Source organism: Vibrio sp. IB15 (genome assembly GCF_016406055.1).
In the GTDB taxonomy this organism is placed as follows: domain Bacteria; phylum Pseudomonadota; class Gammaproteobacteria; order Enterobacterales; family Vibrionaceae; genus Vibrio; species Vibrio chagasii.
The window spans coordinates 1-22,474 of the sequence record NZ_JAEFCE010000073.1 but is presented as its reverse complement, the minus strand read 5'-3'; the positions used below and the strand labels follow the sequence as shown (position 1 = coordinate 22,474).

The window sequence follows — 22,474 nt, the reverse complement described above, 5'->3', positions numbered from 1 at the left end:
TTTGATATTCATCAACGAGTGCCCACACAGATTGATAGGTTTAAATTGTTAAAGAGCTTTTCCTTTTTGAGCTTCGCTCAAATCGGACGGCCATTTTAGCGATTTAAGTTTTAGTGTCAACCACTATTTTCAAAACTTTTTTCAAGCGCTTAGCTTGGCTAATTTGGCTTACTGATTCGTTTTGGTTTCCTAAGAAGCCATCCCGTGTCAGCGAGGTGGCATTATAGAGATTTCGATCACACTGGCAAGCCCTTTTTTAAGTTTTTCTTACTTTTTTGATTGTTCGAGTATTTTTTGTTCAAAACACGCCATTTTCACTAGTATTCTCCATAATTAAAGGCTTATGGTGCCTATATAAAGGAGGATTTATGAGTTCAATACGTAGTTACAAAGGTATATCACCTCAGATCGGACAAGGTGTCTATATAGATACAAGCTCAGTACTTGTTGGTGATATCAAAATTGGTGATGACTCTAGTGTATGGCCTTTAGTCGCCGCTCGAGGAGATGTGAATCATATCCATATTGGCGATAGAACTAATATCCAGGACGGTAGTGTTCTCCATGTTACCCATAAGAATGCTGAGAACCCTGAAGGTTATCCTCTATTAATCGGCAATGATGTCACTATCGGCCATAAAGTGATGCTACATGGTTGCACGATTAAAGATCGTGTGCTCGTGGGTATGGGCGCTATCGTATTAGATGGTGTGGTCGTCGAACAAGACGTGATGATTGGTGCAGGAAGTTTGGTTCCACCTAACAAGGTGCTTGAAAGTGGCTATCTATATGTAGGAAGCCCAGTTAAACAAGCACGCCCACTGCATGATAAGGAACGTGCTTTCTTACAAAAGTCGGCTGACAACTATGTTCAGAATAAAAACGACTATCTAGACTCTGTGCTTCCCGTTTAAAGCGCTTTAATCTGAATTCGATTAGAGGAGTCATACTCCTCTTCTTCTATTAACTCTTCCGCTAACTCTTCAATATCAAAACGAAGCTCTGCAAAGATAGCCAAAGCTTGTTCGCCGCCTTCGATTTCTTTGTCTGATAATCGTGACAACTCTTCAATCGACACTTCACACTCAATCAGTGCGCCTGACTGCTGAGCTGGGAAGATAATAGATTGACACTCTTCATCCCAGTCTTGGATATCTGGGAATAGGATTGATTGATTCATTTTTTCTGAATACCTTGTTATATCTCTAGGTTCTTACGTAATTCTCTTAAAATCTGTTTTGTGCCCGGGCGAAGACCACGCCACAACATGAAACTCTCAGCCGCTTGCCCTACTAACATCCCCAAGCCGTCATAAGCAGCATGAACACCATTATCTAATGCCCATTGGTTGAATACCGTATTGCCCGAACCATAAACCATATCGTAGACGACACTATTATCGTTGAAGATAGCTGGAGAAACTTCTGGTAGTTGACCACTTAGACCTGATGACGTGGAGTTAATAATGACATCAAAGCCTTCGTTCACATCACTTAGCCCCGTCCCTTTTATGTTTCCATGCGAAGCAAACATTTCAGCTAACAATTCAGCCTTTGAACTGGTGCGGTTAGCCACCACTAATTGCTGTGGCTTTTGATCAAGCAAAGGTTGAATCACTCCTCTTGCTGCGCCACCAGCACCCAGTAAGAGAACTCGAGCTCCCTCTAATACTACTTGGTGTTGAAGTAAATCTTGAACAAGCCCCTCACCATCAGTGTTATCACCAATGATTTCTCCGTCATCTAGCTTCTTCAATGTATTAACGGCACCAGCTAGTTGAGCTCTTTCAGTCAATCGATTAGCAAACTGATAAGCATCTTCTTTAAATGGTGCTGTGACGTTACACCCTCTTCCACCTTCACTAAAAAAGGCTTTAGCTGAGGTAATGAACTGGCCATGTTCTGGCTGCAGTGCTGTATAGGTAAGCTGCTGGTTAGTTTGGCGAGCAAATAACGTGTGGATGAATGGCGATTTGCTTTGCCCAATAGGGTTACCGAAAACGGCATAACGATCTACTTGCTGTGTCATATCCTTACCTAACAGAAATAATAAAAAGGGTCATCTATATAGATGACCCTATCACTATCCCTATAAGGAAGGAAGAACTACCAAGATCGAGGTTTTAGGTAGTCACTATAAAGCAACGCTTCTGGTGACCCTGCTTGAGGTTCGTAACGGTATTCCCAGCGAGCCAATGGCGGCATAGACATCAATATAGACTCTGTTCGCCCGCCACTTTGTAGGCCAAACAAGGTACCACGGTCATAGACTAGGTTGAATTCAACGTAGCGACCACGGCGGTAAAGTTGGAAGTCACGCTCACGTTCACCATAAGGTGTCTCTTTGCGACGCTCAACAATCGGTAGGTATGCCGCAGCATAGCCTTCACCAACAGCTCGCATGTAAGCAAAGCTCTTTTCAAAGCCCCACTCATTTAAGTCATCAAAGAACAGACCACCAACACCACGCGTTTCATCACGGTGAGGTAGATAGAAGTACTTATCGCACCACTCTTTGTGTTCTTGATACACGTTATCGCCAAATGGCGCACACAGATCTTTAGCGGTTTGATGCCAAGACTGGCAATCTTCATCGAAAGGATAGAATGGCGTTAGATCGAACCCACCACCGAACCACCAGATAGGGTCTTCGCCTTCTTTTTCGGCAATAAAGAATCGAACGTTAGCATGAGAGGTTGGGATATAAGGGTTTTTAGGGTGGATAACTAACGATACGCCCATTGCCTCAAACTTACGCCCGGCTAATTCAGGGCGATGAGCCGTTGCTGAAGCGGGCATTGCCTTACCTGCAACGTGAGAAAAGTTTACACCACCTTGTTCAAAGACCACACCGTCAGTCATAACACGAGTACGACCACCGCCACCAAGGCGATCGCCAGGTTCGCGTTCCCATGCGTCTTCTTTAAATAGTGCACTACCATCAGCCTGTTCAAGCTGTTGGCAAATCGAATCTTGTAGGCTCAGTAAAAACTGCTTTACTGCTTCTTTATCAATTGCTGACATTTTACTTTCCTTTGCAGAGTTTAACCCTGTCTTAATATTTTCGACGTTTTTGCATCTCTGATTTCGCTTGGCTTGTCACGACCACCCGTTTTCCCTTCAAGAATCGCAACCAAGTGTTGGCCAAGTTGCTGATGTACTTCTTCAGTCGTCATACAAGGTGGTTCGCCCGTCAGGTTAGCACTGGTAGAGGTTAACGGCTTACCGAATTCATTACACATTCTTTGAACCAAAGGGTGATCCGTCACTCGCACAGCGATTGAATCAAACTGACCACTCACCCAATCAGTCACTTTAGCACTGGTTGGCATGATCCAAGTGACCGGCCCCGGCCATGTTGCTTTAACCGTCGCTAGTTGCTCATCGGTCAGTTGGCTTTCATCAATATAAGGCAGCAGCTGCTCGTAACTTGCCGCAATCAAGATCAAGCCCTTTTCAACTGGACGCTGTTTTAACTCGAGTAATTTCTTGATGGCATGTGGATTATCAGGATCACAACCAACCCCAAAAACGCCTTCGGTCGGGTAAGCAATGACTTCGCCCTGTTGTAATGCCTGCAATGTATGTTGAAAGTTATCCACGGGTTGCCTCATTAAGTCAGTTATCGAACTCGCTAAGTGTACAAATTATCACTCACTGTTACTAAAGCTATTTGTTTATAAAATGTATCAATTGGCAATTTAGACTGACGCAAACGTTTTCCTAAAGCAATTTTACCCGTATAATGCGCGCAAAATATCTAATCACTAATTAAATCGTACCTGAAGGAGTTTGAGATGACTGTCGGTATTATCATGGGTTCTAAATCTGATTGGCCAACAATGAAGCTAGCTGCGGACATGTTGGATCAGTTTGGCGTAGCGTACGAAACAAAAGTGGTTTCGGCTCACCGCACACCTCAGTTGCTTGCAGACTACGCAACCAGTGCAAAAGAGCGCGGTATTAAAGTCATTATTGCTGGTGCTGGCGGTGCTGCACACCTACCAGGCATGGCGGCTGCTTTCACAAGCGTACCTGTACTTGGTGTTCCGGTTCAGTCTAAAGCCCTGAAAGGTATGGACTCTCTGCTTTCTATCGTGCAAATGCCAAAAGGCATCGCAGTGGGTACTCTAGCTATCGGTGAAGCGGGAGCAGCGAACGCTGGCATCCTAGCTGCTCAAATCATTGGTACACACAATGAAGAAGTAATGGCGAAAGTAGAAGCGTTCCGCTCTGAGCAAACAGAAACGGTGCTTGCTAATCCAAACCCTGCAGAGGACTAATTCCCATGCATGTTCTTGTGTTAGGCGCGGGCCAACTTGCTCGCATGATGTCCCTAGCTGGGGCACCGCTGAATATTGAAATTTCTGCTTTTGATGTTGGCAGCAAAAGTATTGTTCATCCATTAACGCAAGCGATTCTAGGCAACGGCTTAGAAAATGCGATTGAGTGCGCGGACGTCATTACTGCTGAATTCGAACACATCCCTCATGATGTGCTTGAAATATGTGAGCGCAGCGGTAAGTTCTTACCGACCACACAAGCAATCAAAGCTGGCGGTGACCGTCGCCTTGAAAAAGCGCTGTTAGACGAAGCGAACGTAAAAAACGCCAAGTACTATGTGATTAATGCTCGTGAAGACTTTGACGCAGCAATTGCTCATGTTGGCCTACCTATGGTGTTGAAGAGCACACTTGGTGGCTACGATGGCAAAGGCCAATGGCGTTTAAAGACCTTAGACAACGTTGAAGCAACTTGGACAGAAATGGCCGAGTGCATTGCTGCAACCGACAATCAAGCAATTGTGGCAGAAGAGTTTGTTCCGTTCGACCGTGAAGTATCACTGGTTGGCGCTCGTGGAACCAATGGAGAGGTTCAAGTTTACCCATTGGCAGAAAACGTTCACACCGATGGCGTATTAAGCCTATCGACCGCAATTGATGATATTGAGCTGCAAGAACAAGCGAAAGCCATGTTTACCGCGGTTGCTGAGCGCTTAGATTATGTTGGCGTGCTAGCACTTGAGTTCTTTGACGTTCAAGGTTCACTGTTGGTTAACGAGATTGCACCACGAGTTCATAACTCTGGCCACTGGACACAACAAGGTGCTGAGACTTGTCAGTTTGAGAATCACCTTCGTGCGGTCTGTGGAATGCCACTAGGTAGCACCAAGCTGATTCGTCCAACCGCAATGATCAACATCCTTGGTGAAGATACTCTACCTGACGCTATTTTGGCTCAAGGCGGTTGTCATGTTCATTGGTATGGTAAAGAGAAACGAGCAGGCCGTAAGATGGGTCACATTAACGTGAGCGCAGACTACAACGCCGAACTGCAAAGAACATTATGTTCTCTGGCAGATATCCTCGACAAAAAAGCTTATCCAGCTATTCATGAATTTGCTGAGCAAATGAAATAAGCCAACATGGCTTTGGTTGGTTTAGATACAAAAAACGGCGCTCAGTGAGCGCCGTTTTTATTTCTATAACTTAAAGCTATTCAGATTGAATGTGATGACACTTGCGGTCCGCACATTGCTTTTTCATCCCTTGAGCTGTTTTCTTCTCAAGTAACAGCGGGAACTGACACGCTTCACAACGACCGATAATAGGCGGCTGGTTTACTGCAAACTTACACTTAGGGTAGTTATCACACGCGTAGAAAGTTTTGCCGTAGCGAGATTTACGCTCGACCAAATGGCCTTTGCCACATTCAGGACAGCCGACCAACGGCTGCTCTTCAGGTTGTTCTTTGGGCTGGTCTAAAGATTCGATGTGATTACACGCAGGGTAACTGCTACAACCAATAAACATGCCATAGCGACCTTGCCTCAACACCAGCTCGTTTTGGCATTTAGGGCACGGTACACCCAGCTCTTTCACTACATGACCATCGTTTTGGTGCAAAGGCTTGATGTAGTCGCAACTTGGATATTGCTTACAGCCTAAAAACGGGCCGTGCTTACCATGGCGAAGCTGAAGCTCTCCGCCACACTGTGGACACGGTTCATGCTCTAGTGCATGTTCATGTGCTGAAAAAAGCTGATTATCAATCTTACTACTCATGATAAGCCTGTATTAATGCAAGATACCTTGCTCTTTGGTGTACAACAGCTCTTCCATTTGCGTGTAAGCACTTTCATTACCCGGTACATTGAACAGTACCATTAAGATAATCCACTTCAGATCATCCAACTCAAATTCATTGGTCTCTAACCCCATCACACGATCAATCACCATTTCACGAATCTCTGTCGTGAGAACGTTGATCTGCTCAAGGAACAACAAGAAACCACGACACTCCATATTAATACGTGATATCTCTTTACTTGTGTAAACACGCATCGAGGTATTAGAGCACATAGTAATCGCCGCTTGGTTATCGGTATCTTGCAGTGCAGCAAGGTCTTCTAACCAATGGAGAGCCTTATAAATATCATCTTGGTGAAACCCCGCTCGAAGAAGTTCATCTTCAAGTTCGTCTTGATCCACCTGCAATTCAGAATCGCTATGGATGTAGGTTTCAAACAAGTACATCAGTATGTCCATCATCATAGCTAGCCTCTCCCCTTTCGAATATAGCCACCGGAAACTGCAACAACATGCCCTGAGAGCTCAAGCTCTAAAAGCTGCATCATGACTTCATGCACAGGTATATGGGTTCTCTGTGCCAAAATATCAACGGGTGTCGCCTCTAATCCTACGTTAGCTAACAGATGTGGAAATGGCAATTGTTCATTTTCCTCCAAGCTTGGCGCAGGTTCGAATAAATTAGGCTGTTGGTCTATAGACCAGTCTAACAGACTCTTTATTTCAACCAAGACATCTTGAGCACTCTGTACCAAGCAAGCACCAGCTTTGATTAAGCTATTGCCTCCACGACTCGTTGGGCTATGGATAGAGCCTGGAAGCGCGAATACTTCACGCCCTTGCTCCAAAGCGTAGCGAGCGGTAATTAGTGAACCACTCTTCTCTGCAGCCTCGATCACCAAGGTTCCTAACGATAAGCCACTAATAATACGATTGCGACGCGGGAAATGTTCAGGTCGCGGTTTGGCACTTGGACGAAACTCTGAGATTAGCGCCCCACTTTCACATATCCTAGCCGCGAGGTTTCTGTGTCTCGCAGGATAAATAGAATCCAAGCCAGACCCTAGCACAGCAAAGGTTTCGCCTCCTTTTTCTAACGCACCATCATGAGCATAGCCATCGATACCTAAGGCTAAACCGCTGGTGACAATCAAGCCATTTTGTACAAACTCTTTGGCAAATGATTTCGCAGTCTGTAAGCCTTCGATGCTGGCATTACGGCTGCCGACCATAGCAATTTGAGGCTCTATCAGCTTTTCAACATTACCTTTGACGAAAAGCACTGTGGGTGCTGAAGCTATCTCACTCAACAATTTAGGATAGTGTAGGCAACTCGGAGTAAGGATGTGATGGTTGGATTGTTTAGCCTGCCAAGCGAGACAAGCCTCTACCTCTCTTGGGGCTTGATCTCGTAGATAAGCGATTTGTTTAGTTGATAAGCCCAATGCCTGCAGCTGTTGCCCTGAGTAACCAACAATGTTTAAAGGAGAATCAACACTCAGTAGGCGAGCAAGACGCTTTCCACCCAGTTGCGGAATAAAGCTTAACGTTAACCAAGCGATCAATTGCTGTTCATTCACTCGCTTCCCTCTTCCGTCACAGCTAGATCCAAAGGAGATATCGCTAGAATGTCATTGCTTACTGGCTTTGAACTTTGAGTGATCAGGGCGAGGCTAAAATACTCATAAGGTCGAATGACCATAAGGCTGCCCAGTGAGGTACTTGGTAGCTGCACTTTATTACTCGCTGAAGACTCTTTGTAACTGTATTCACCTTGTTTGCCGAACACAACCGCACCACTTTCACTGAGGGTAAACATGGAGCCTTGGCGAAGATTGTCATGCAAGCCCTTGTTGATCACAACTACCTGATTTTTCGCACTGTATTGATTACCCTCGAGAGAACCTAAAATATTGGCAAACTGCCCCGCAGCACTGGGAGTTGGATAGAAGGTGGTAGAAAGATTCACTTGGTCGACGTCCAGATCTGGCAATACTAGATCGTTAAGCAGAACTTCTTGCAGCTGAGTCTCTATCTGTAATCTACTGAACTCAGCATCCACTTCTTTTAAGCGTGCAGTGGCAACTAAGCGCAAAGAAGTGATACTCGCTTGAGGATGCTGCCTTTGATAAGTTTCAACGGCGCGGTAAATACCCCACTTAGGGTGCTGCTGGTTTCCAGATATGAATAATCGGTCTTCCCCAGACAAGAAGCGTTTTCCATCGCTTGTTCCCAACACTCGTTGCGCCGATTCAATATCTTGTTGCTCAACCAAGCGATCAGACTGCAAATAAGGCAAAACCAACCCCTCATTGACAGTAGGCACTGCTTTCTTCTCAGAGACACGAATCTTAGGGCTGAGTTTGATAACCGGCTTGAGGCTCAACACAGGTTCGCCATTAATCCAAACCAAAGACAGTTTGTCTCCGGGATAAATAAGGTGAGGATTTTCTATCTCTGGGTTCACCTGCCATAACCTTGGCCACAACCAAGGGCTATCGAGATACATTGCTGAGATATCCCACAAGGTGTCGCCCTTAACCACCACATAGGCTTCAGGCGCACCTCGCTTAATGGTTAAAGGTTGCTCACTATTTTCTGCCACCACGACAAAAGAAATTGAGGAAAAAACAAGCGATAAAGTGGAGTAAACATGACGCATGACCTAGCTTCCTTGGTCTGTATATTTGGAGAATTACCATCAGGATGCTGTCATTTGACCTCTAAAATGTCTAGAATTGAGCCAACAAGGTTAAAGCTGTTTCGGCACAGTTCAATATTTCGAGTGTATATGTCTGTATTACAAGTATTAACATTACCAGATGATCGTCTACGTACCGTGGCGAAACCGGTAAAAGAAGTTACCCCAGAGATTCAAAAGTTCGTTGATGACATGATTGAAACCATGTACGACGAAGAAGGTATCGGCCTTGCGGCAACGCAGGTAGATTTCCACCAGCGTATCGTAGTCATTGATATTTCAGAAACGCGTGATGAACCAATGGTTCTTATCAACCCTGAAATTATCGAGAAGCGCGGCGAAGATGGTATCGAAGAAGGTTGTCTATCTGTACCTGGCGCTCGAGCTCTAGTACCTCGCGCTGCAGAAGTAACGGTTAAAGCACTAGACCGTGACGGCAACGAATTCACCTTCGACGCTGATGACCTTCTAGCTATCTGTGTTCAGCACGAGCTTGACCACCTAGAAGGCAAGTTATTTGTTGATTACCTATCGCCACTTAAGCGTAAACGTATTCAAGATAAGCTAGCGAAAATCAAACGCTTCAATGAGAAGCAAGGCAAATAATCGCAGCTATTAGTAAATTAAGAAGGAAGCCTACCTTGAGTCAGTCTTTAAGAATTGTCTTCGCAGGTACTCCGGATTTCGCCGCCCGTCACTTGGCGGCGTTGTTGTCTTCGGAGCATGAAGTAATTGCGGTTTATACTAATCCAGATCGCCCTGCAGGCCGCGGAAAAAAACTATCTGCGCCACCAGTAAAACAACTCGCACTTGAGCACGAAATTCCGGTTTATCAACCAGAGAACTTCAAATCAGATGAGGCTAAGCAAGAATTGGCAGCCCTTAATGCCGATATTATGGTAGTGGTCGCTTATGGTATGTTGCTACCACAGGTGGTACTTGATACACCTCGCTTAGGTTGTATCAATGTACATGGCTCTATCCTACCGCGCTGGCGTGGTGCTGCTCCGATCCAACGCTCTATCTGGGCAGGTGATAAAGAAACTGGCGTTACGATCATGCAGATGGATATCGGCCTAGACACAGGTGACATGCTGAGTATCGCGACGTTACCAATCGAAGCAACAGATACTAGTGCATCGATGTACGAGAAGTTAGCGGGCCTTGGCCCTGACGCTCTAGTTGAGTGTTTAGCCGACATCGCTTCAGGTAAAGCAGTCGCTGAAAAGCAAGACGATGAGCTTGCGAACTATGCGAAGAAGCTAAGCAAAGAAGAAGCACGTATCAACTGGAGTGATGACGCGGCTCATATTGAGCGCTGCGTTCGTGCTTTTAACCCATGGCCAATGAGCCACTTTGAAGCTGCAGAAAACAGCATCAAGGTATGGCAAAGCCGTGTGGCAGAGCAAACCTCTGATAAGCCTGCAGGTACCATTCTGCAAGCCGATAAAACTGGTATCTATGTAGCAACAGGGCAAGGTGTACTTGTTCTTGAACAGCTACAAGTTCCAGGCAAAAAAGCCATGTCAGTTCAGGATATCTTGAACTCTCGTGCAAGCTGGTTTGAAGTTGGAACTCAACTTTCTTAACCGCTTTAAAGCTGCCATAACGCAGCTTAGAAAACCTTTACGAGGGCAGAGATGCCCTCATGTATTTAAATAAATATTCGGTACCCCTCATGAATGTTCGCGCTGCTGCTGCAAATGTCCTATTTCAAGTTGTCGATAAAGGCCACTCTCTTTCACACGCTCTCCCTGCGGCTCAAAAAACGATCCGCCCGCGAGACCATGCTCTATTGCAAGAGATTTGCTACGGCGCACTTCGTTACCTGCCTCGTCTAGAGTCAATCGCTAACGAACTGATGGAAAACCCGCTTAAAGGTAAAAAGCGCGTATTCCACCACCTAATTTTGGTGGGCATTTACCAACTGAGCTTCATGCGCATCCCTTCGCATGCAGCTGTTGCGGAAACGGTTGAGGGCACCAAAACACTGCGTGGTCCAAGCCTAAGTGGTTTGATCAACGCAGTATTACGTAGCTACCTACGTGACCAAGAAGAGCTGGATGAAAAAGCAGTAAGCCACAATGCGGGCAAATACGGCCACCCAAGCTGGATTCTAAAAATGCTTCAAGAAAGCTACCCAGATCAATGGGAGCAACTGATTGAAGCTAACAACAGCAAGGCACCAATGTGGCTGCGCGTAAACCGCCAGCACCACACTCGTGACGAGTATGTTGAACTGCTTAAAAACGAAAACATTGAATACACCCTGCACTCAGAAGCAGCGGATGCAATAAAATTGGCTTCACCTTGTGATGTAACTTTATTGCCAGGCTTCGACAAAGGTTGGGTTTCAGTACAGGACGCAGCGGCTCAGCTTTCGGTTGATTACCTAACACCAAAAGACGGTGAGCTGATCCTAGACTGTTGTGCAGCACCAGGCGGTAAGACCGCACACATTCTTGAGCACACTAACGACACAGAAGTGGTTGCGATTGACTGTGATGTTAAACGCTTAGACCGCGTTTACGATAACCTTGAACGCCTACAACTGCGTGCCGACGTAATTTGTGGCGATGCTCGCTACCCTGAAGAGTGGTGGATGGGCGATAAGTTCGACCGTATCCTACTTGATGCGCCTTGTTCTGCGACTGGCGTAATCCGTCGTCACCCAGACATCAAATGGCTGCGTCGTGCATCAGATATTGAAGCACTAGCGGAGCTACAAAGTGAGATTATGGATGCAATGTGGCGCCAGCTGAAAGAAGGCGGCACTATGGTTTACGCAACATGTTCTATCACACCACAAGAGAACGTTCTGCAGGTGAAAGCATTCCTAGAACGTACTGAGAACGCGACGCTAGTTGGGTCTGATATCGAAAATCCGGGTCGTCAAATACTGCCTGGTGAAGAAGATATGGATGGCTTCTACTACGCAGTTCTAGTAAAACAGGCATAACAATTAACAGCGGCTAAGAATTTTATTTCTTAGCCGCTGTTTCTTTCTAGTGCATTATCAAAGCAAAATGAGAACACTAGAATTACAACGGCAAAAATAAGAGAAAGGCTATGAAGATCATTATCCTAGGTGCTGGACAAGTAGGCGGTACCCTTGCTGAAAACCTAGTGGGTGAAAACAATGACATCACGATCGTCGACCGTAATGCCGACCGACTACGTGAACTTCAAGATAAATATGACCTTAGGGTTGTAAACGGCTATGCCAGCCACCCAAACACATTACGTGAAGCGGGTGCGCAAGATGCCGACATGTTGGTTGCAGTAACCAACATGGATGAAACCAACATGGCCGCGTGTCAGGTTGCCTTCTCTCTTTTTAATACGCCAAACCGAATTGCACGTATTCGTTCTCCAGAATATCTGGAAGAGAAAGAAGCGCTGTTCAAATCAGGCGCAATCCCTGTCGATCACCTGATCGCACCAGAAGAACTGGTGACCAGCTACATTGAGCGTTTGATTCAATACCCAGGCGCACTACAAGTGGTGAGCTTCGCAGAACAGAAAGTCAGCCTAGTGGCGGTAAAAGCCTACTACGGTGGTCCACTGGTTGGTAATGCCCTGTCTGCTTTACGTGAGCACATGCCGCACATCGATACACGTGTGGCGGCTATCTTCCGTCAAGGTCGCCCTATTCGCCCACAAGGCACCACCATCATTGAAGCCGATGATGAAGTGTTCTTTGTAGCGGCAAGTAACCATATCCGTTCAGTAATGAGTGAGCTACAGCGCCTAGAGAAACCGTACCGCCGCATTATGATCGTTGGTGGTGGTAACATCGGTGCAAGCCTAGCGAAACGCCTTGAGCAGAGCTACAGCATCAAGCTTATCGAGCGCAGCTATACACGTGCAGAGAAGCTATCTGAAGAATTAGAAAACACCATCGTATTCTGTGGTGATGCAGCAGACCAAGAGCTGCTGACCGAAGAGAACATTGATCAGGTTGATGTATTCATTGCCCTAACCAATGAAGATGAAACCAACATCATGTCGGCAATGCTGGCTAAGCGCATGGGTGCTAAGAAAGTAATGGTACTGATTCAGCGCGGTGCCTATGTAGACCTTGTGCAAGGCGGTGTGATTGACATTGCAATCTCCCCACAACAAGCGACCATTTCTGCGCTACTTACTCACGTTCGTCGTGCTGATATTGTTAACGTATCCTCTCTACGTCGCGGTGCTGCTGAAGCTATCGAAGCGATTGCCCACGGTGACGAAACCACATCGAAAGTGGTTGGCCGAGCGATTGGCGATATCAAACTACCACCAGGTACCACTATTGGTGCGATTGTTCGCGGAGAAGAGGTGCTTATTGCGCACGATAGAACCGTGATCGAGCAAGATGACCACGTAGTAATGTTCCTAGTAGACAAGAAGTACGTGCCTGATGTTGAGTCTCTTTTCCAACCGAGTCCGTTCTTCTTGTAGCCTTTTTTTCATAAGTCTTCACGTAGAACGCGCTCAGGCATTAAGCTATGGTCAATTTTCGTCCTATATTATTAGTGATAGGGTTAGTGTTATCAAAACTGGCCCTTTTCATGTACATCCCAACACTAGTAGCCTTCTTTACCGGTACCGGTGGTTTTCTCGAATTCGGTCAATCCGTAGTGATCACGCACATCGTAGCGTTCATCTGCTTGAGCTTGGGCCGCTCTGCTAAGTTCCGACTCGGGGTGCGGGATATGTTCCTGATCACCTCTCTGGTATGGACAATAGCCAGTGCCTTCGCCGCACTGCCGTTTGTGTTCATCAATCACATCAGCTTTACCGATGCCTACTTTGAAACTATGTCCGGTATTACCACAACAGGTTCAACGGTATTAAGTGGCTTAGACGGCATGGCACCAAGCATCCTACTGTGGCGCTCGATATTGCAATGGCTTGGTGGCATTGGTTTCATCGTAATGGCGGTGGCAGTACTGCCGATGCTTAACGTCGGTGGTATGCGCCTATTCCAAACGGAATCTTCCGATTGGTCCGATAAAAGCAGCCCACGAGCAAAAACCGTCGCCAAGAACATCGTAGCGGTTTATCTGGTATTAACGGGCTTATGCCTAGTGAGCTACCTGTTTGCAGGCATGAGCGTGTTTGATGCCATCAACCACTCGTTTACCACACTATCGACTGGCGGTTACTCAACCTCAGACGGTTCGATGAACCACTTCTCGAACAGCGCTCACTGGGTTGGCACAGTGTTCATGTTCCTTGGTGGCTTACCATTCCTACTTTTTGTTAGCGCACTGCGTGGTAGAAAACTGTCTATCCTCTACAAAGATGCTCAGGTGAAAGGCTTCACCTACCTGTTTTTATTCACCAGCGCGGTAATTTCAGCATGGCTAGTAGTGAGAGATGGCTACACCGTTTTGGATGCACTGCGTATTTCTATGTTCAACATCGTATCCGTGGTCACCACTACCGGTTTTGGTTTGGAAGACTTCACAGCATGGGGCGCACTACCAACCACCTTGTTTGCCTTCTTGATGATGGCTGGCGCATGTTCAGGCTCAACCTCGGGCGGCATCAAGATATTCCGCTTCCAGATAGCGATGACGATGCTTCACAAACAGATGATGAAGTTGATTCACCCATCAGGCGTATTTGTTCAACGCTACAATCAACGTCCTGTGAGCGACGATATCGTGCGCTCATTGGTAGCATTTGGTTTGATGTTCTTGATTACGATTATCTTGATCGCTGGCGGTTTGAGTGCGATGGGATTGGACCCAATCACCAGTATCTCTGGTGCAGTGACTGCAGTTGCTAACGTGGGTCCGGGAATGGGTAGTGTTATTGGTCCAACAGGTAACTTTGCTCCACTGCCAGACGGCGCTAAATGGTTACTAAGCTTCGGCATGTTGATGGGAAGACTCGAGATCCTGACGCTTATCGTTTTATTCTTCCCAGCCTTCTGGCGACGCTAGTTACCCAAATACTTAAGGATATAGAGATGAAATCATACCTACTTATCGCAAGCGCACTGCTGAGCAGTTCGGCATTGGCCGATCAGATGGTGACTCTGCAAGATGGCAAACAGATATTGCTGAAAGATGATTTCACGTGGCAATACGTGGTACCACAGCAGCAAACAAAAGAAGCAGTAACATCAAAGAGCACGGTGCCTGTTGCTGCCGCACCTGTTGTCGCCGTTCCGATTGCAACGAATGTGCAAGGTACGACGATTGTTGTAGATAGCAAGAAGCCAAGCCTACAGCTGTCACAATCAGGGGTTGATGTGGTACTCGGTGCTAGCCACTATGAAGATGGTGAGCTTATTATCCCAACGGCGATTACCAATCAAAGCACACAAGCTGTGATCTTGGTGTCGGTAAAGCTCGACCTGTATTCTGCCAGCGGTGAGCTTTTAGAAGAGAAGACGGTCGCCGTTTGGAAATCAATCAAGCGTATGGCAAATACCTACCTTCGACCAAAAACGGATTCTGAAGGCACCTCGATCAAGCTAGAGGTTGAGCAACATCCTGAGTACCAAATTAAAGCAGAAATCGTTGAAGTACTGACTCGCTAAACCGGAGTCACATACAGATAGATCGCGAAGAAGTGGCAAGCGCAGCCCGCCAATACAAACAAGTGCCAGATGGCATGATTGTAAGGGATGCGTTTTGCTACGTAGAAAATCACACCTAACGAGTAAATCACGCCACCGAGTGCTAGTAGCACCAAGCCGCCCATCTCAATATTCATCGCCAGTTGATACACCACGATCAATGACAACCAGCCCATAGCTAGGTAAGTCACCAATGACAAGCGCTTAAATCGGTAGACGAAGGCTATCTTCATAATGATGCCGGCCAGCGCAATTCCCCAAATCACCGCCATCAATCCCATGGCTAATGGCGTTCTTAAGCTAACCAGTAAGAATGGTGTGTAGCTGCCCGCGATCAGTAAGTAAATCGCGCAGTGATCGAGAGTTTTCAGCAGACGTTTGGTTTTCTCGGTGGTGATAGAGTGGTAAAGCGTAGAAGCAAGAAACAGCAGAATAATACTGCTGCCATACACCGCCATACTGGCAATCGTCAGTGTGTCGGCTTGATGGTCAAACGCACGGATCAGTAGCAGGATTAGACCAACCACGCCAAGTACAACGCCTAAGCCATGGGTTATCGCATTGGCGCGTTCTTCGATGTCACTGTATTCGCTCGCCGATGATGCAGACATGATTATCCTACTAGAGTAAATGTTCGATAACGCTAGTATTACACATTAAGCGTACACGTGTAAGCTTAAATTTTTATGACATGTAAAGCTCTGAGAGATCGAAGACAGTGATCCCTTAGACATCATTTATTCAGAAGAATATTAAGACGCGTTTTCTAGATACTCAATGACTATCTTACCCGCCTCTTCTGGGGAGGTATCAAGTGGCACGCTCAGCTGTCGATGTAATTGACCAATACCCAACAAGCTTGCCAACATACCTTTTGCGCCGTCACGATTACGGTCTATTTCAAACCATAGCTTAAGTTCTTTCTCATCACGATGAGCAACCACCTCCAGCTCGCGCCAGCGACCATGATATGGCCCAGTAGTTGGAACAAACTCAAACTCTTGAACAAACGGCAGTTCAAAGCCATCAACCGCTTCACACTCAACCTGACGAATACGTAGCCCTTGAGCCTCCAGTTCATTGAAAATGCCATCAAGGAGTGCATCTGGGCGAACCGTTAAGATATCTTTATCCGACGGATCGATCGCCATCGCAATGTCTAATCCAGTTTCCAGCCATACCTTAGAATCGCCAATCGTCACCGGTGTGTTCAACGGAACATCAAACTCACACTCAAAGTCGCGAGTTTCACCCGGCTGAATCACAAACGCGTATGGCAGGCTCCATTTCGCTAGTGAGTATGTCTGATGCATGCGGCGTGTTTGGCCGCCCTCTTGCCTTTGCGAGTTCATGGTGACTTCTTTGACGTAACGACAGCACAGATTAAGATCGATATTGTCGATCTCCTGCGGCTGAGCGCCACCATACACATGCACAATAATGCTCGCCTTTTGCCCTGGATACAGCACTTCCTGTTGCAATACAGAATCGACCTTAGCCGACCCAATACCAAAACTTGCTAACGTTTTCTTTAAGAACGACATATGCACCTCCTTTAAAGCATCATCTTAAGCCTGAAAGAGGTTCAAACTCAAATATACTGCTCACACAATTTTAACTCTAATATCGTCTATTTATCACTCAAGCGTCGATCGATAACTGAGATAGTGATAATCTAATACCCGATATGCATGCATATCATTATCCTGATTTATTATTCGGATTGGCGGAAGCCAGACGAGTGACTCTTCAAGCAATTGAGGCGGATCTCATAGTGAATCAGGCCATTAGATTGGCAATGGATATGCCTGACCGTTAGGTAAATTAATGCGCCCAACAGCTGTCAGGTTCTCGCACACCAACCGTAGTGCGATGCGTCGTCGTAGTGGCTTTGTTGCTGCTCCAATGGCAAAGAAATTGGCTCCTACAATGACTTTAGTTGAGAAGACTGCTTTATTAGCACCGACTACAACAAAAGTAATTAAAGCCGCTTAACAAAAAGCGCAGTTTTTACTGCGCTTTTTTCTTGCCCGACATACTCTGGAAATGCGTTTACACATTGGTATTCCTTAACCGATTTGATACCTTAACCACAAATCATTATAAAATTTGTGGAGAATAATGTATGAAGTGTCACCGCATAGAAGAACTGCTTGAACTGATGGAGCCAGAGTGGCAGAAAGATCAAGAGCTTAACTTATTAGAGTTCATCATTAAGCTGTCAAAAGAAGCAGGCTACGATGGCAAGCTTGCAGACCTGACTGATGATGTACTTATCTACCATCTGAAAATGCGCAACAGCGAAAAAGATGAAATGATTCCTGGCCTTAAAAAAGACCAAGAAGACGATTTCAAAACCGCAATCCTAAAAGCGCGTGGCCTACTTTAATCACCTCTGTGTGTTAAAACGCCATTGCGTTATAGATAAATAGCTCAATTTAAAAAAGCGACCACTCGGTCGCTTTTTTGTTTCTGTTCGCTATTTTTTCGTCACAACTGTTATGACTTTTGTTGTTAAAGGTTGATTGCGTTAAAGAAATGAGAACAAGATTGTCGCTATAATCGCCACCCATAAGGATCTTCTAAAATATAAGAGTGAGTGCTCTTTCAGCCTTGCACCAAACTTAAGCTTAGATCCTCTAACATCATATTTTTAAAGCAATGTCGTCAATACTCTCGAAGAAGGGTATAGCCACCAAAAGGATAGTCCATGAGTCAGGATAAAATCGATATCAAAGATGTGACTCCTAAAACCTTTAATCCTAAGACACATAAAGGTAATGGAGATCGATTTAACCCAAGTAACCGAATCTATGTTCGAGAAAGCAAAGGTAAATTCCAACAATTACGCCGCTACGGTGGTTGGTTCTTACTTTTACTTTTTGCGCTGATCCCATGGATTCCATTTGGTGAGCGACAAGCAATCTTGCTCGATATTGGTAGCCAACAGTTCAACTTCTTTGGCACCACTCTATACCCGCAAGATCTGACCCTACTCGCAATCTTATTCATGATTGCCGCATTTGGCCTGTTCTTTATCACCACCTTTTTGGGCCGCGTATGGTGTGGCTACCTGTGCCCACAAACCGTGTGGACCTTCATGTACATCTGGTTCGAAGAGAAACTGGAAGGTGCTGCCAATAAGCGAAGAAAACAAGATTCCGGCAAACTGACCACCAATCTAATGGTCAGAAAAACCCTCAAACACATTGCGTGGTGGGCGATTGCGATTGCGACCGGTTTAACCTTTGTCGGTTACTTCATTCCAATCAAAGAGCTGGTGGTTGGCTTCTTTACCTTTAATTCATCGTTCTGGCCTGTGTTCTGGGTGCTGTTCTTTGCAGGCTGTACTTATGCCAACGCTGGTTGGATGCGTTCGATTGTGTGTCTGCACATGTGTCCTTATGCTCGCTTCCAATCTGCGATGTTTGATAAAGACACCTTTATCGTAGGCTACGATAACAAGCGTGGTGAGAACCGTGGACCTCGTTCTCGCAAGGCGGATCCAAAAGCGCTTGGTCTTGGCGACTGTATTGACTGTAACTTGTGTGTGCAAGTGTGTCCGACGGGCATTGATATCCGTGACGGCCTGCAATACGAATGTATTAACTGTGGTGCGTGTATTGATGCTTGTGACAAGACCATGGAGCGTATGGGCTATGACAAAGGACTGATTAACTACACTACGGAGCATAGGCTTGAAGGACGATCGACTAAAGTAATGCGTCCTAAGTTATTGGGCTATGGTGCAATACTTGTTCTTATGCTTGGCTTGTTCTTTGTACAAATCGCTAGCGTCGACCCAGCAGGATTAAGCGTTCTGCGTGATAGAAACCAACTGTTCAGAGTCAACACTCAAGGGCTAGTTGAAAACACCTATACCCTCAAAGTGATCAATAAGACTCAACAAGAACAAGAGTACAAGCTCGAAGTCAACGGATTACCAGGTGCAATTTGGTACGGCAAGCAGACTGTGACGGTTGCTCCGGGCGAGGTTTTGAACCTACCTATCAGTCTAGGTGCCGATCCTGAGAAACTGAGCTCACCTGTTTCGACAATTCAGTTTATACTCTCGGATAATGAAGAGTTTACGATGGAAGTAGAAAGCCGCTTTATCAAGAAGCTCTGATACTAATCACACACGATTGGTATAACACCTAATAAATGGAAAAAGGCTCAGTAATGAGCCTTTTTTATTATATGACGATGCAAGCCTTTAACTTTGATAACCTGACCCCCGACTTCATGTGGTACGCACTGGAGAGCATTGGGGTACGAGCTGAGTCCGGGCTCCTTGCTCTGAACAGCTACGAAAACCGGGTCTATCAATTCACCGATGAAGACCGTAAACGCTACGTCGTTAAGTTTTATCGCCCTCAGCGCTGGAACAAAGCACAGATCCAAGAAGAACATGACTTCGCACTGGAGCTCATCGACCAAGAAATTCCCATCGCGCCTCCAATGCGTATCAATGGTGCTACCTTGCATGAGTATCAAGGCTACCTGTTCGCGCTATTTGAGAGCGTCGGTGGCAGACAGTATGAAGTGGATAATCTGGAGCAATTAGAAGGCGTTGGCCGTTTCCTTGGCAGAATTCATAAGGCGAGTGCAGCGAAAACCTTTCAGCATCGTCCGACGATCAGCCTAAATGAATATCTGCATCAACCACGTAAGATATTAGAAAACTCTCAGTTTATCCCGATGCATCTAGAGAGCGCCTTCTTTAACGACATCGACTTGCTGATCAAAGAGTTAGAGAGTCAATGGCCGAACAACGTTGAGAACATCCGCCTGCATGGTGATTGCCACCCAGGTAATATCTTATGGCGCGATGGACCAATGTTCGTCGATCTCGATGATGCACGTAACGGCCCAGCCGTCCAAGACCTATGGATGCTGCTGAATGGTGAACGCCAAGATAAGCTGATGCAACTGGATATTCTGCTAGAGAATTACCAAGAGTTTTGCGATTTTAATAGCTCACAACTGAAACTAATTGAGCCCCTGCGCGGTCTACGTATGGTGCATTACATGGCATGGTTAGCTAAGCGATGGGACGACCCAGCGTTTCCGTTGGCCTTCCCATGGTTCAATGACCCTAAATATTGGGAGCAACAAGTACTTGCTTGTAAAGAACAAATTGCTACCCTGCAAGAGCCACCACTTTCGTTAATGCCTCAGTGGTAACCGCAATCGCAACATATAACTAGATAAAAATTCAAACATAATGGAGATTGAATAAATGAAAAAGCTATTCGCATTTTTCTCATTGATCATGTTGAGCCTGTCAGCTCACGCTGCGAAATTTAACGAAGGTGAGCACTATAAAGTTCTTGATCTAAAAGCATCAAAGAAACCTATGGTAACTGAATTCTTCTCGTTCTACTGCCCACACTGTAATAGCTTTGAACCTATCATCCAGCAGCTAAAACAGCAGTTACCGAAAGACGCTACGCTGCAGAAAAACCATGTTTCATTCATGGGTGGCAAGATGGGCCTGCCAATGAGCAAAGCTTACGCGACTATGATTGCACTAAAAGTCGAAGACAAAATGGTACCAGTGATGTTTAACCGCATTCACAATATGCGCAAGCCACCACGCGATGAAGCAGAACTGCGTCAAATCTTTATAGATGAAGGGATTGATACGAAGAAGTTTGATGCGGCTTACAACGGCTTTGCAGTAGATTCCATGGTTCGTCGCTTTGATAAAGCATTCAAAGATAGCGGCCTTTCTGGTGTTCCTGCCGTTATAGTAAATAATCGTTACCTAGTAGAAGCACAAGGCATCAACGGCCTAGATGAATACTTCGAATTGGTTAACTTCTTACTGAAAAAGTAAAAAATCAAAATCCAAATTAAGGAAGCTTTGGCTTCCTTTTTTGCACCAGGCACTTTTTAGTTATCTCTCACAAAAATATTGTTTGGGGACACGGTTCAGTCAAAACTTATAAGACACACGATAAAGTGAACTTTTAAGCGTTATTGTTTTCTACAGCTTTTTATCAATATCGATTTATTGCTACCAATCACTGGGGCAAGGAGCCTCTGAATGAAAATCAAATATACATTATTAGCGCTTAGTGTTGCCGCTGCGCCCGCATTTGCCAAGCTTGCTGATGAGCAAGGCTTCAGTGGTGAAATCTCTATCAACACAGGTGTCACATCTTCGACCTCAAACTTTAATACCGACGCTGACAGTAAGATCTCCTCAACCAATCAAAAAGCTTCGTCTGATAGCTCATTTTTAGTTTCACCTCTCGGCCACATTGCTTATACCTTTGGTGAAACGCTAAACCATCAGGTTTATACTGGTACTGCACGTGATGACGTGGCAACGGGTACTGTAGTGCTTGAGTTAGGTTATAAATACCAGCTTAATTCTGGCATGGTGATTGACGCATCCATTCTGCCGACGATAATGTCTGGTGAAACTTGGGCTGATCCATACAACACGAGCTCATCTCGTAGTAAAACCGATGAAACCGGTAATGCGTTCCGTCTAAAACTAGAAAGTATTGCTGGCTCTGCGTTCTCACTAGATATGGCTTACGCAATTAAAGATGTGAAAAACGATCTAGTTGAAGACGTACTAAAGCGCGATGCCGATACCTTCTACATAAAAGGTCAGTATCGCCAACCTATCAGCAGCACCATGATGTTAGTGCCGTCTTTAATTTATCAATCCAGTGATGCAGAAGGCGATGCGGCATCGTTCGAACAGTTCGGTGGTGAGGTTAGCTTGTTTGGTGGTATGGGTCGTCACCAATACGCACTAACAGCGGGTTACAATCAGCGCTCTTACGATGCAAGCAGCATGACTTTCCAAAAGAAGCGCAGTGATGACAACATCAACCTATTCGCCGCATATGAATATGATCAATTCATGGATTGGGAAAACTGGTCGTTCGTTTCTCTTGCAGGTTACGGCACGAGCGACTCGAATATTACCTTCTATGATGAGTCTCAATACATTGTTTCTGTTGGCTTGAACTACAAGTTCTAACCCCAGCCGATACGGATGCACTATCAAACCAAAGCCTGTATCTATGCCTGTCTCTTATACACAAATCCCTAAGCCACGCTTGGGGATTTTTTTTGAACT

At 45.7% G+C, this 22,474-nt stretch carries 25 protein-coding genes; 15 read left to right on the top strand and 10 right to left on the bottom strand.

Features of this window, described 5'->3' with window-relative positions:
* Positions 1–368 precede the first annotated feature (368 nt).
* The gene (locus JC606_RS20380) at positions 369–914 is read left to right on the top strand and encodes a gamma carbonic anhydrase family protein (protein WP_137407545.1); all 546 of its coding nucleotides are present in this window, start codon (positions 369–371) and stop codon (positions 912–914) included.
* Here JC606_RS20380 and JC606_RS20375 read toward each other — a convergent pair.
* The 4 genes from JC606_RS20375 to JC606_RS20360 all read right to left on the bottom strand — a co-directional run bounded on the left by JC606_RS20375 (position 911) and on the right by JC606_RS20360 (position 3,601).
* Complete coding sequence (locus JC606_RS20375) at positions 911–1,180, bottom strand: DUF1488 domain-containing protein (RefSeq protein WP_102425854.1); 270 nt, start codon at positions 1,178–1,180, stop codon at positions 911–913. The genes JC606_RS20380 and JC606_RS20375 overlap by 4 nt on opposite strands.
* A 17-nt stretch (positions 1,181–1,197) precedes the next feature.
* A complete protein-coding gene (aroE, locus tag JC606_RS20370) occupies positions 1,198–2,028 on the bottom strand; it encodes a shikimate dehydrogenase (protein WP_137407546.1) in 831 nt (276 codons plus the stop codon).
* Between the two features lie 77 nt (positions 2,029–2,105).
* The gene (gene hemF / locus JC606_RS20365) at positions 2,106–3,023 is read right to left on the bottom strand and encodes an oxygen-dependent coproporphyrinogen oxidase (protein ID WP_137407547.1); all 918 of its coding nucleotides are present in this window, start codon (positions 3,021–3,023) and stop codon (positions 2,106–2,108) included.
* Positions 3,024–3,043: 20 nt separating this feature from the next.
* Positions 3,044–3,601 (bottom strand): L-threonylcarbamoyladenylate synthase, encoded by a 558-nt coding sequence (locus JC606_RS20360; protein WP_102425851.1) that lies wholly within the window; start codon positions 3,599–3,601, stop codon positions 3,044–3,046.
* A gap of 195 nt (positions 3,602–3,796) precedes the next feature.
* On the opposite strand from JC606_RS20360, the gene purE reads away from it, so the two are divergent.
* Positions 3,797–4,282 carry a 5-(carboxyamino)imidazole ribonucleotide mutase gene (gene purE, locus JC606_RS20355; protein ID WP_004739348.1) on the top strand — a complete coding sequence of 162 codons (486 nt, stop codon included), beginning with the start codon at positions 3,797–3,799 and terminating at the stop codon, positions 4,280–4,282.
* Between the two features lie 5 nt (positions 4,283–4,287).
* On the top strand, positions 4,288–5,418 hold the full coding sequence (locus JC606_RS20350; RefSeq protein ID WP_102425850.1) for a 5-(carboxyamino)imidazole ribonucleotide synthase: 1,131 nt from the start codon (positions 4,288–4,290) through the stop codon (positions 5,416–5,418).
* Positions 5,419–5,494: 76 nt separating this feature from the next.
* Here the strand turns inward: JC606_RS20350 and JC606_RS20345 are convergent, their stop codons facing one another.
* Genes JC606_RS20345 through JC606_RS20330 form a run of 4 tightly spaced genes read right to left on the bottom strand, consistent with a single transcriptional unit; the run spans position 5,495 to position 8,750 of the window.
* Entirely contained in the window at positions 5,495–6,064 is a 570-nt protein-coding gene (locus JC606_RS20345) for a DNA topoisomerase family protein (protein WP_137407549.1), read from the bottom strand.
* Between the two features lie 12 nt (positions 6,065–6,076).
* Positions 6,077–6,553, bottom strand: coding sequence for a DUF494 family protein (locus JC606_RS20340; protein ID WP_029235095.1), 477 nt, complete (start codon positions 6,551–6,553; stop codon positions 6,077–6,079).
* 2 nt (positions 6,554–6,555) lie between these two features.
* On the bottom strand, positions 6,556–7,668 hold the full coding sequence (dprA, locus tag JC606_RS20335; RefSeq protein WP_105025634.1) for a DNA-processing protein DprA: 1,113 nt from the start codon (positions 7,666–7,668) through the stop codon (positions 6,556–6,558).
* Positions 7,665–8,750, bottom strand: coding sequence for a LysM peptidoglycan-binding domain-containing protein (locus JC606_RS20330; protein WP_198779309.1), 1,086 nt, complete (start codon positions 8,748–8,750; stop codon positions 7,665–7,667). Before JC606_RS20330 ends, dprA begins: the two co-directional genes overlap by 4 nt.
* A 129-nt stretch (positions 8,751–8,879) precedes the next feature.
* On the opposite strand from JC606_RS20330, the gene def reads away from it, so the two are divergent.
* The 6 genes from def (at position 8,880) to JC606_RS20300 (ending at position 15,330) form a co-directional block, all read left to right on the top strand.
* Entirely contained in the window at positions 8,880–9,395 is a 516-nt protein-coding gene (gene def, locus JC606_RS20325; RefSeq protein WP_004739338.1) for a peptide deformylase, read from the top strand.
* A 35-nt stretch (positions 9,396–9,430) separates the two neighbouring features.
* Entirely contained in the window at positions 9,431–10,378 is a 948-nt protein-coding gene (gene fmt / locus JC606_RS20320; RefSeq protein ID WP_004739337.1) for a methionyl-tRNA formyltransferase, read from the top strand.
* Positions 10,379–10,467: 89 nt separating this feature from the next.
* Complete coding sequence (gene rsmB, locus JC606_RS20315; protein ID WP_004739334.1) at positions 10,468–11,748, top strand: 16S rRNA (cytosine(967)-C(5))-methyltransferase RsmB; 1,281 nt, start codon at positions 10,468–10,470, stop codon at positions 11,746–11,748.
* Between the two features lie 110 nt (positions 11,749–11,858).
* The gene (gene trkA, locus JC606_RS20310) at positions 11,859–13,235 is read left to right on the top strand and encodes a Trk system potassium transporter TrkA (RefSeq protein ID WP_004739332.1); all 1,377 of its coding nucleotides are present in this window, start codon (positions 11,859–11,861) and stop codon (positions 13,233–13,235) included.
* Between the two features lie 47 nt (positions 13,236–13,282).
* Positions 13,283–14,728, top strand: a complete 1,446-nt coding sequence (locus JC606_RS20305; protein ID WP_198779308.1) for a TrkH family potassium uptake protein — start codon at positions 13,283–13,285, stop codon at positions 14,726–14,728.
* A 26-nt stretch (positions 14,729–14,754) separates the two neighbouring features.
* Positions 14,755–15,330, top strand: coding sequence for a DUF3157 family protein (locus JC606_RS20300; RefSeq protein WP_198779307.1), 576 nt, complete (start codon positions 14,755–14,757; stop codon positions 15,328–15,330).
* On the opposite strand, the gene trhA is transcribed toward JC606_RS20300, so the two are convergent.
* Together trhA and JC606_RS20290 are read right to left on the bottom strand one after the other, a co-directional pair.
* Positions 15,327–15,980, bottom strand: coding sequence for a PAQR family membrane homeostasis protein TrhA (gene trhA, locus JC606_RS20295; RefSeq protein ID WP_102425182.1), 654 nt, complete (start codon positions 15,978–15,980; stop codon positions 15,327–15,329). The two genes, JC606_RS20300 and trhA, sit on opposite strands and share 4 nt — an antisense overlap.
* A gap of 141 nt (positions 15,981–16,121) precedes the next feature.
* Entirely contained in the window at positions 16,122–16,913 is a 792-nt protein-coding gene (locus JC606_RS20290) for a sporulation protein (RefSeq protein ID WP_137407556.1), read from the bottom strand.
* 283 nt (positions 16,914–17,196) lie between these two features.
* On the opposite strand from JC606_RS20290, the gene JC606_RS20285 reads away from it, so the two are divergent.
* From JC606_RS20285 to JC606_RS20260, 6 genes are all read left to right on the top strand, one after another.
* Positions 17,197–17,364: a hypothetical protein gene (locus JC606_RS20285; protein WP_170222445.1), complete on the top strand. Its 168-nt coding sequence runs from the start codon at positions 17,197–17,199 to the stop codon at positions 17,362–17,364.
* Between the two features lie 130 nt (positions 17,365–17,494).
* Positions 17,495–17,758 (top strand): YihD family protein, encoded by a 264-nt coding sequence (locus tag JC606_RS20280; protein ID WP_137407557.1) that lies wholly within the window; start codon positions 17,495–17,497, stop codon positions 17,756–17,758.
* Between the two features lie 321 nt (positions 17,759–18,079).
* Positions 18,080–19,498: a cytochrome c oxidase accessory protein CcoG gene (gene ccoG / locus JC606_RS20275; protein ID WP_137407558.1), complete on the top strand. Its 1,419-nt coding sequence runs from the start codon at positions 18,080–18,082 to the stop codon at positions 19,496–19,498.
* A gap of 71 nt (positions 19,499–19,569) precedes the next feature.
* Positions 19,570–20,556 (top strand): serine/threonine protein kinase, encoded by a 987-nt coding sequence (locus tag JC606_RS20270; protein ID WP_137407583.1) that lies wholly within the window; start codon positions 19,570–19,572, stop codon positions 20,554–20,556.
* Positions 20,557–20,611: 55 nt separating this feature from the next.
* Positions 20,612–21,211 (top strand): thiol:disulfide interchange protein DsbA/DsbL, encoded by a 600-nt coding sequence (locus JC606_RS20265; protein WP_198779306.1) that lies wholly within the window; start codon positions 20,612–20,614, stop codon positions 21,209–21,211.
* Between the two features lie 210 nt (positions 21,212–21,421).
* Entirely contained in the window at positions 21,422–22,375 is a 954-nt protein-coding gene (locus JC606_RS20260) for a DUF2860 domain-containing protein (protein ID WP_105025639.1), read from the top strand.
* Positions 22,376–22,474: the final 99 nt, after the last annotated feature.

What these genes read in the sequence shown, in the direction of transcription:
- JC606_RS20380 (WP_137407545.1), top strand. Translation starts at nt 369, where the DNA reads ATGAGTTCAATACGTAGTTACAAAGGTATATCACCTCAGATCGGACAA.
- JC606_RS20375 (WP_102425854.1), bottom strand. Translation starts at nt 1,180, where the DNA reads ATGAATCAATCAATCCTATTCCCAGATATCCAAGACTGGGATGAAGAG.
- aroE (WP_137407546.1), bottom strand. Translation starts at nt 2,028, where the DNA reads ATGACACAGCAAGTAGATCGTTATGCCGTTTTCGGTAACCCTATTGGG.
- hemF (WP_137407547.1), bottom strand. Translation starts at nt 3,023, where the DNA reads ATGTCAGCAATTGATAAAGAAGCAGTAAAGCAGTTTTTACTGAGCCTA.
- purE (WP_004739348.1), top strand. Translation starts at nt 3,797, where the DNA reads ATGACTGTCGGTATTATCATGGGTTCTAAATCTGATTGGCCAACAATG.
- JC606_RS20350 (WP_102425850.1), top strand. Translation starts at nt 4,288, where the DNA reads ATGCATGTTCTTGTGTTAGGCGCGGGCCAACTTGCTCGCATGATGTCC.
- JC606_RS20345 (WP_137407549.1), bottom strand. Translation starts at nt 6,064, where the DNA reads ATGAGTAGTAAGATTGATAATCAGCTTTTTTCAGCACATGAACATGCA.
- JC606_RS20340 (WP_029235095.1), bottom strand. Translation starts at nt 6,553, where the DNA reads ATGATGATGGACATACTGATGTACTTGTTTGAAACCTACATCCATAGC.
- JC606_RS20330 (WP_198779309.1), bottom strand. Translation starts at nt 8,750, where the DNA reads ATGCGTCATGTTTACTCCACTTTATCGCTTGTTTTTTCCTCAATTTCT.
- def (WP_004739338.1), top strand. Translation starts at nt 8,880, where the DNA reads ATGTCTGTATTACAAGTATTAACATTACCAGATGATCGTCTACGTACC.
- rsmB (WP_004739334.1), top strand. Translation starts at nt 10,468, where the DNA reads ATGAATGTTCGCGCTGCTGCTGCAAATGTCCTATTTCAAGTTGTCGAT.
- trkA (WP_004739332.1), top strand. Translation starts at nt 11,859, where the DNA reads ATGAAGATCATTATCCTAGGTGCTGGACAAGTAGGCGGTACCCTTGCT.
- JC606_RS20305 (WP_198779308.1), top strand. Translation starts at nt 13,283, where the DNA reads ATGGTCAATTTTCGTCCTATATTATTAGTGATAGGGTTAGTGTTATCA.
- JC606_RS20300 (WP_198779307.1), top strand. Translation starts at nt 14,755, where the DNA reads ATGAAATCATACCTACTTATCGCAAGCGCACTGCTGAGCAGTTCGGCA.
- trhA (WP_102425182.1), bottom strand. Translation starts at nt 15,980, where the DNA reads ATGTCTGCATCATCGGCGAGCGAATACAGTGACATCGAAGAACGCGCC.
- JC606_RS20290 (WP_137407556.1), bottom strand. Translation starts at nt 16,913, where the DNA reads ATGTCGTTCTTAAAGAAAACGTTAGCAAGTTTTGGTATTGGGTCGGCT.
- JC606_RS20285 (WP_170222445.1), top strand. Translation starts at nt 17,197, where the DNA reads ATGCGCCCAACAGCTGTCAGGTTCTCGCACACCAACCGTAGTGCGATG.
- JC606_RS20280 (WP_137407557.1), top strand. Translation starts at nt 17,495, where the DNA reads ATGAAGTGTCACCGCATAGAAGAACTGCTTGAACTGATGGAGCCAGAG.
- ccoG (WP_137407558.1), top strand. Translation starts at nt 18,080, where the DNA reads ATGAGTCAGGATAAAATCGATATCAAAGATGTGACTCCTAAAACCTTT.
- JC606_RS20270 (WP_137407583.1), top strand. Translation starts at nt 19,570, where the DNA reads ATGACGATGCAAGCCTTTAACTTTGATAACCTGACCCCCGACTTCATG.
- JC606_RS20265 (WP_198779306.1), top strand. Translation starts at nt 20,612, where the DNA reads ATGAAAAAGCTATTCGCATTTTTCTCATTGATCATGTTGAGCCTGTCA.
- JC606_RS20260 (WP_105025639.1), top strand. Translation starts at nt 21,422, where the DNA reads ATGAAAATCAAATATACATTATTAGCGCTTAGTGTTGCCGCTGCGCCC.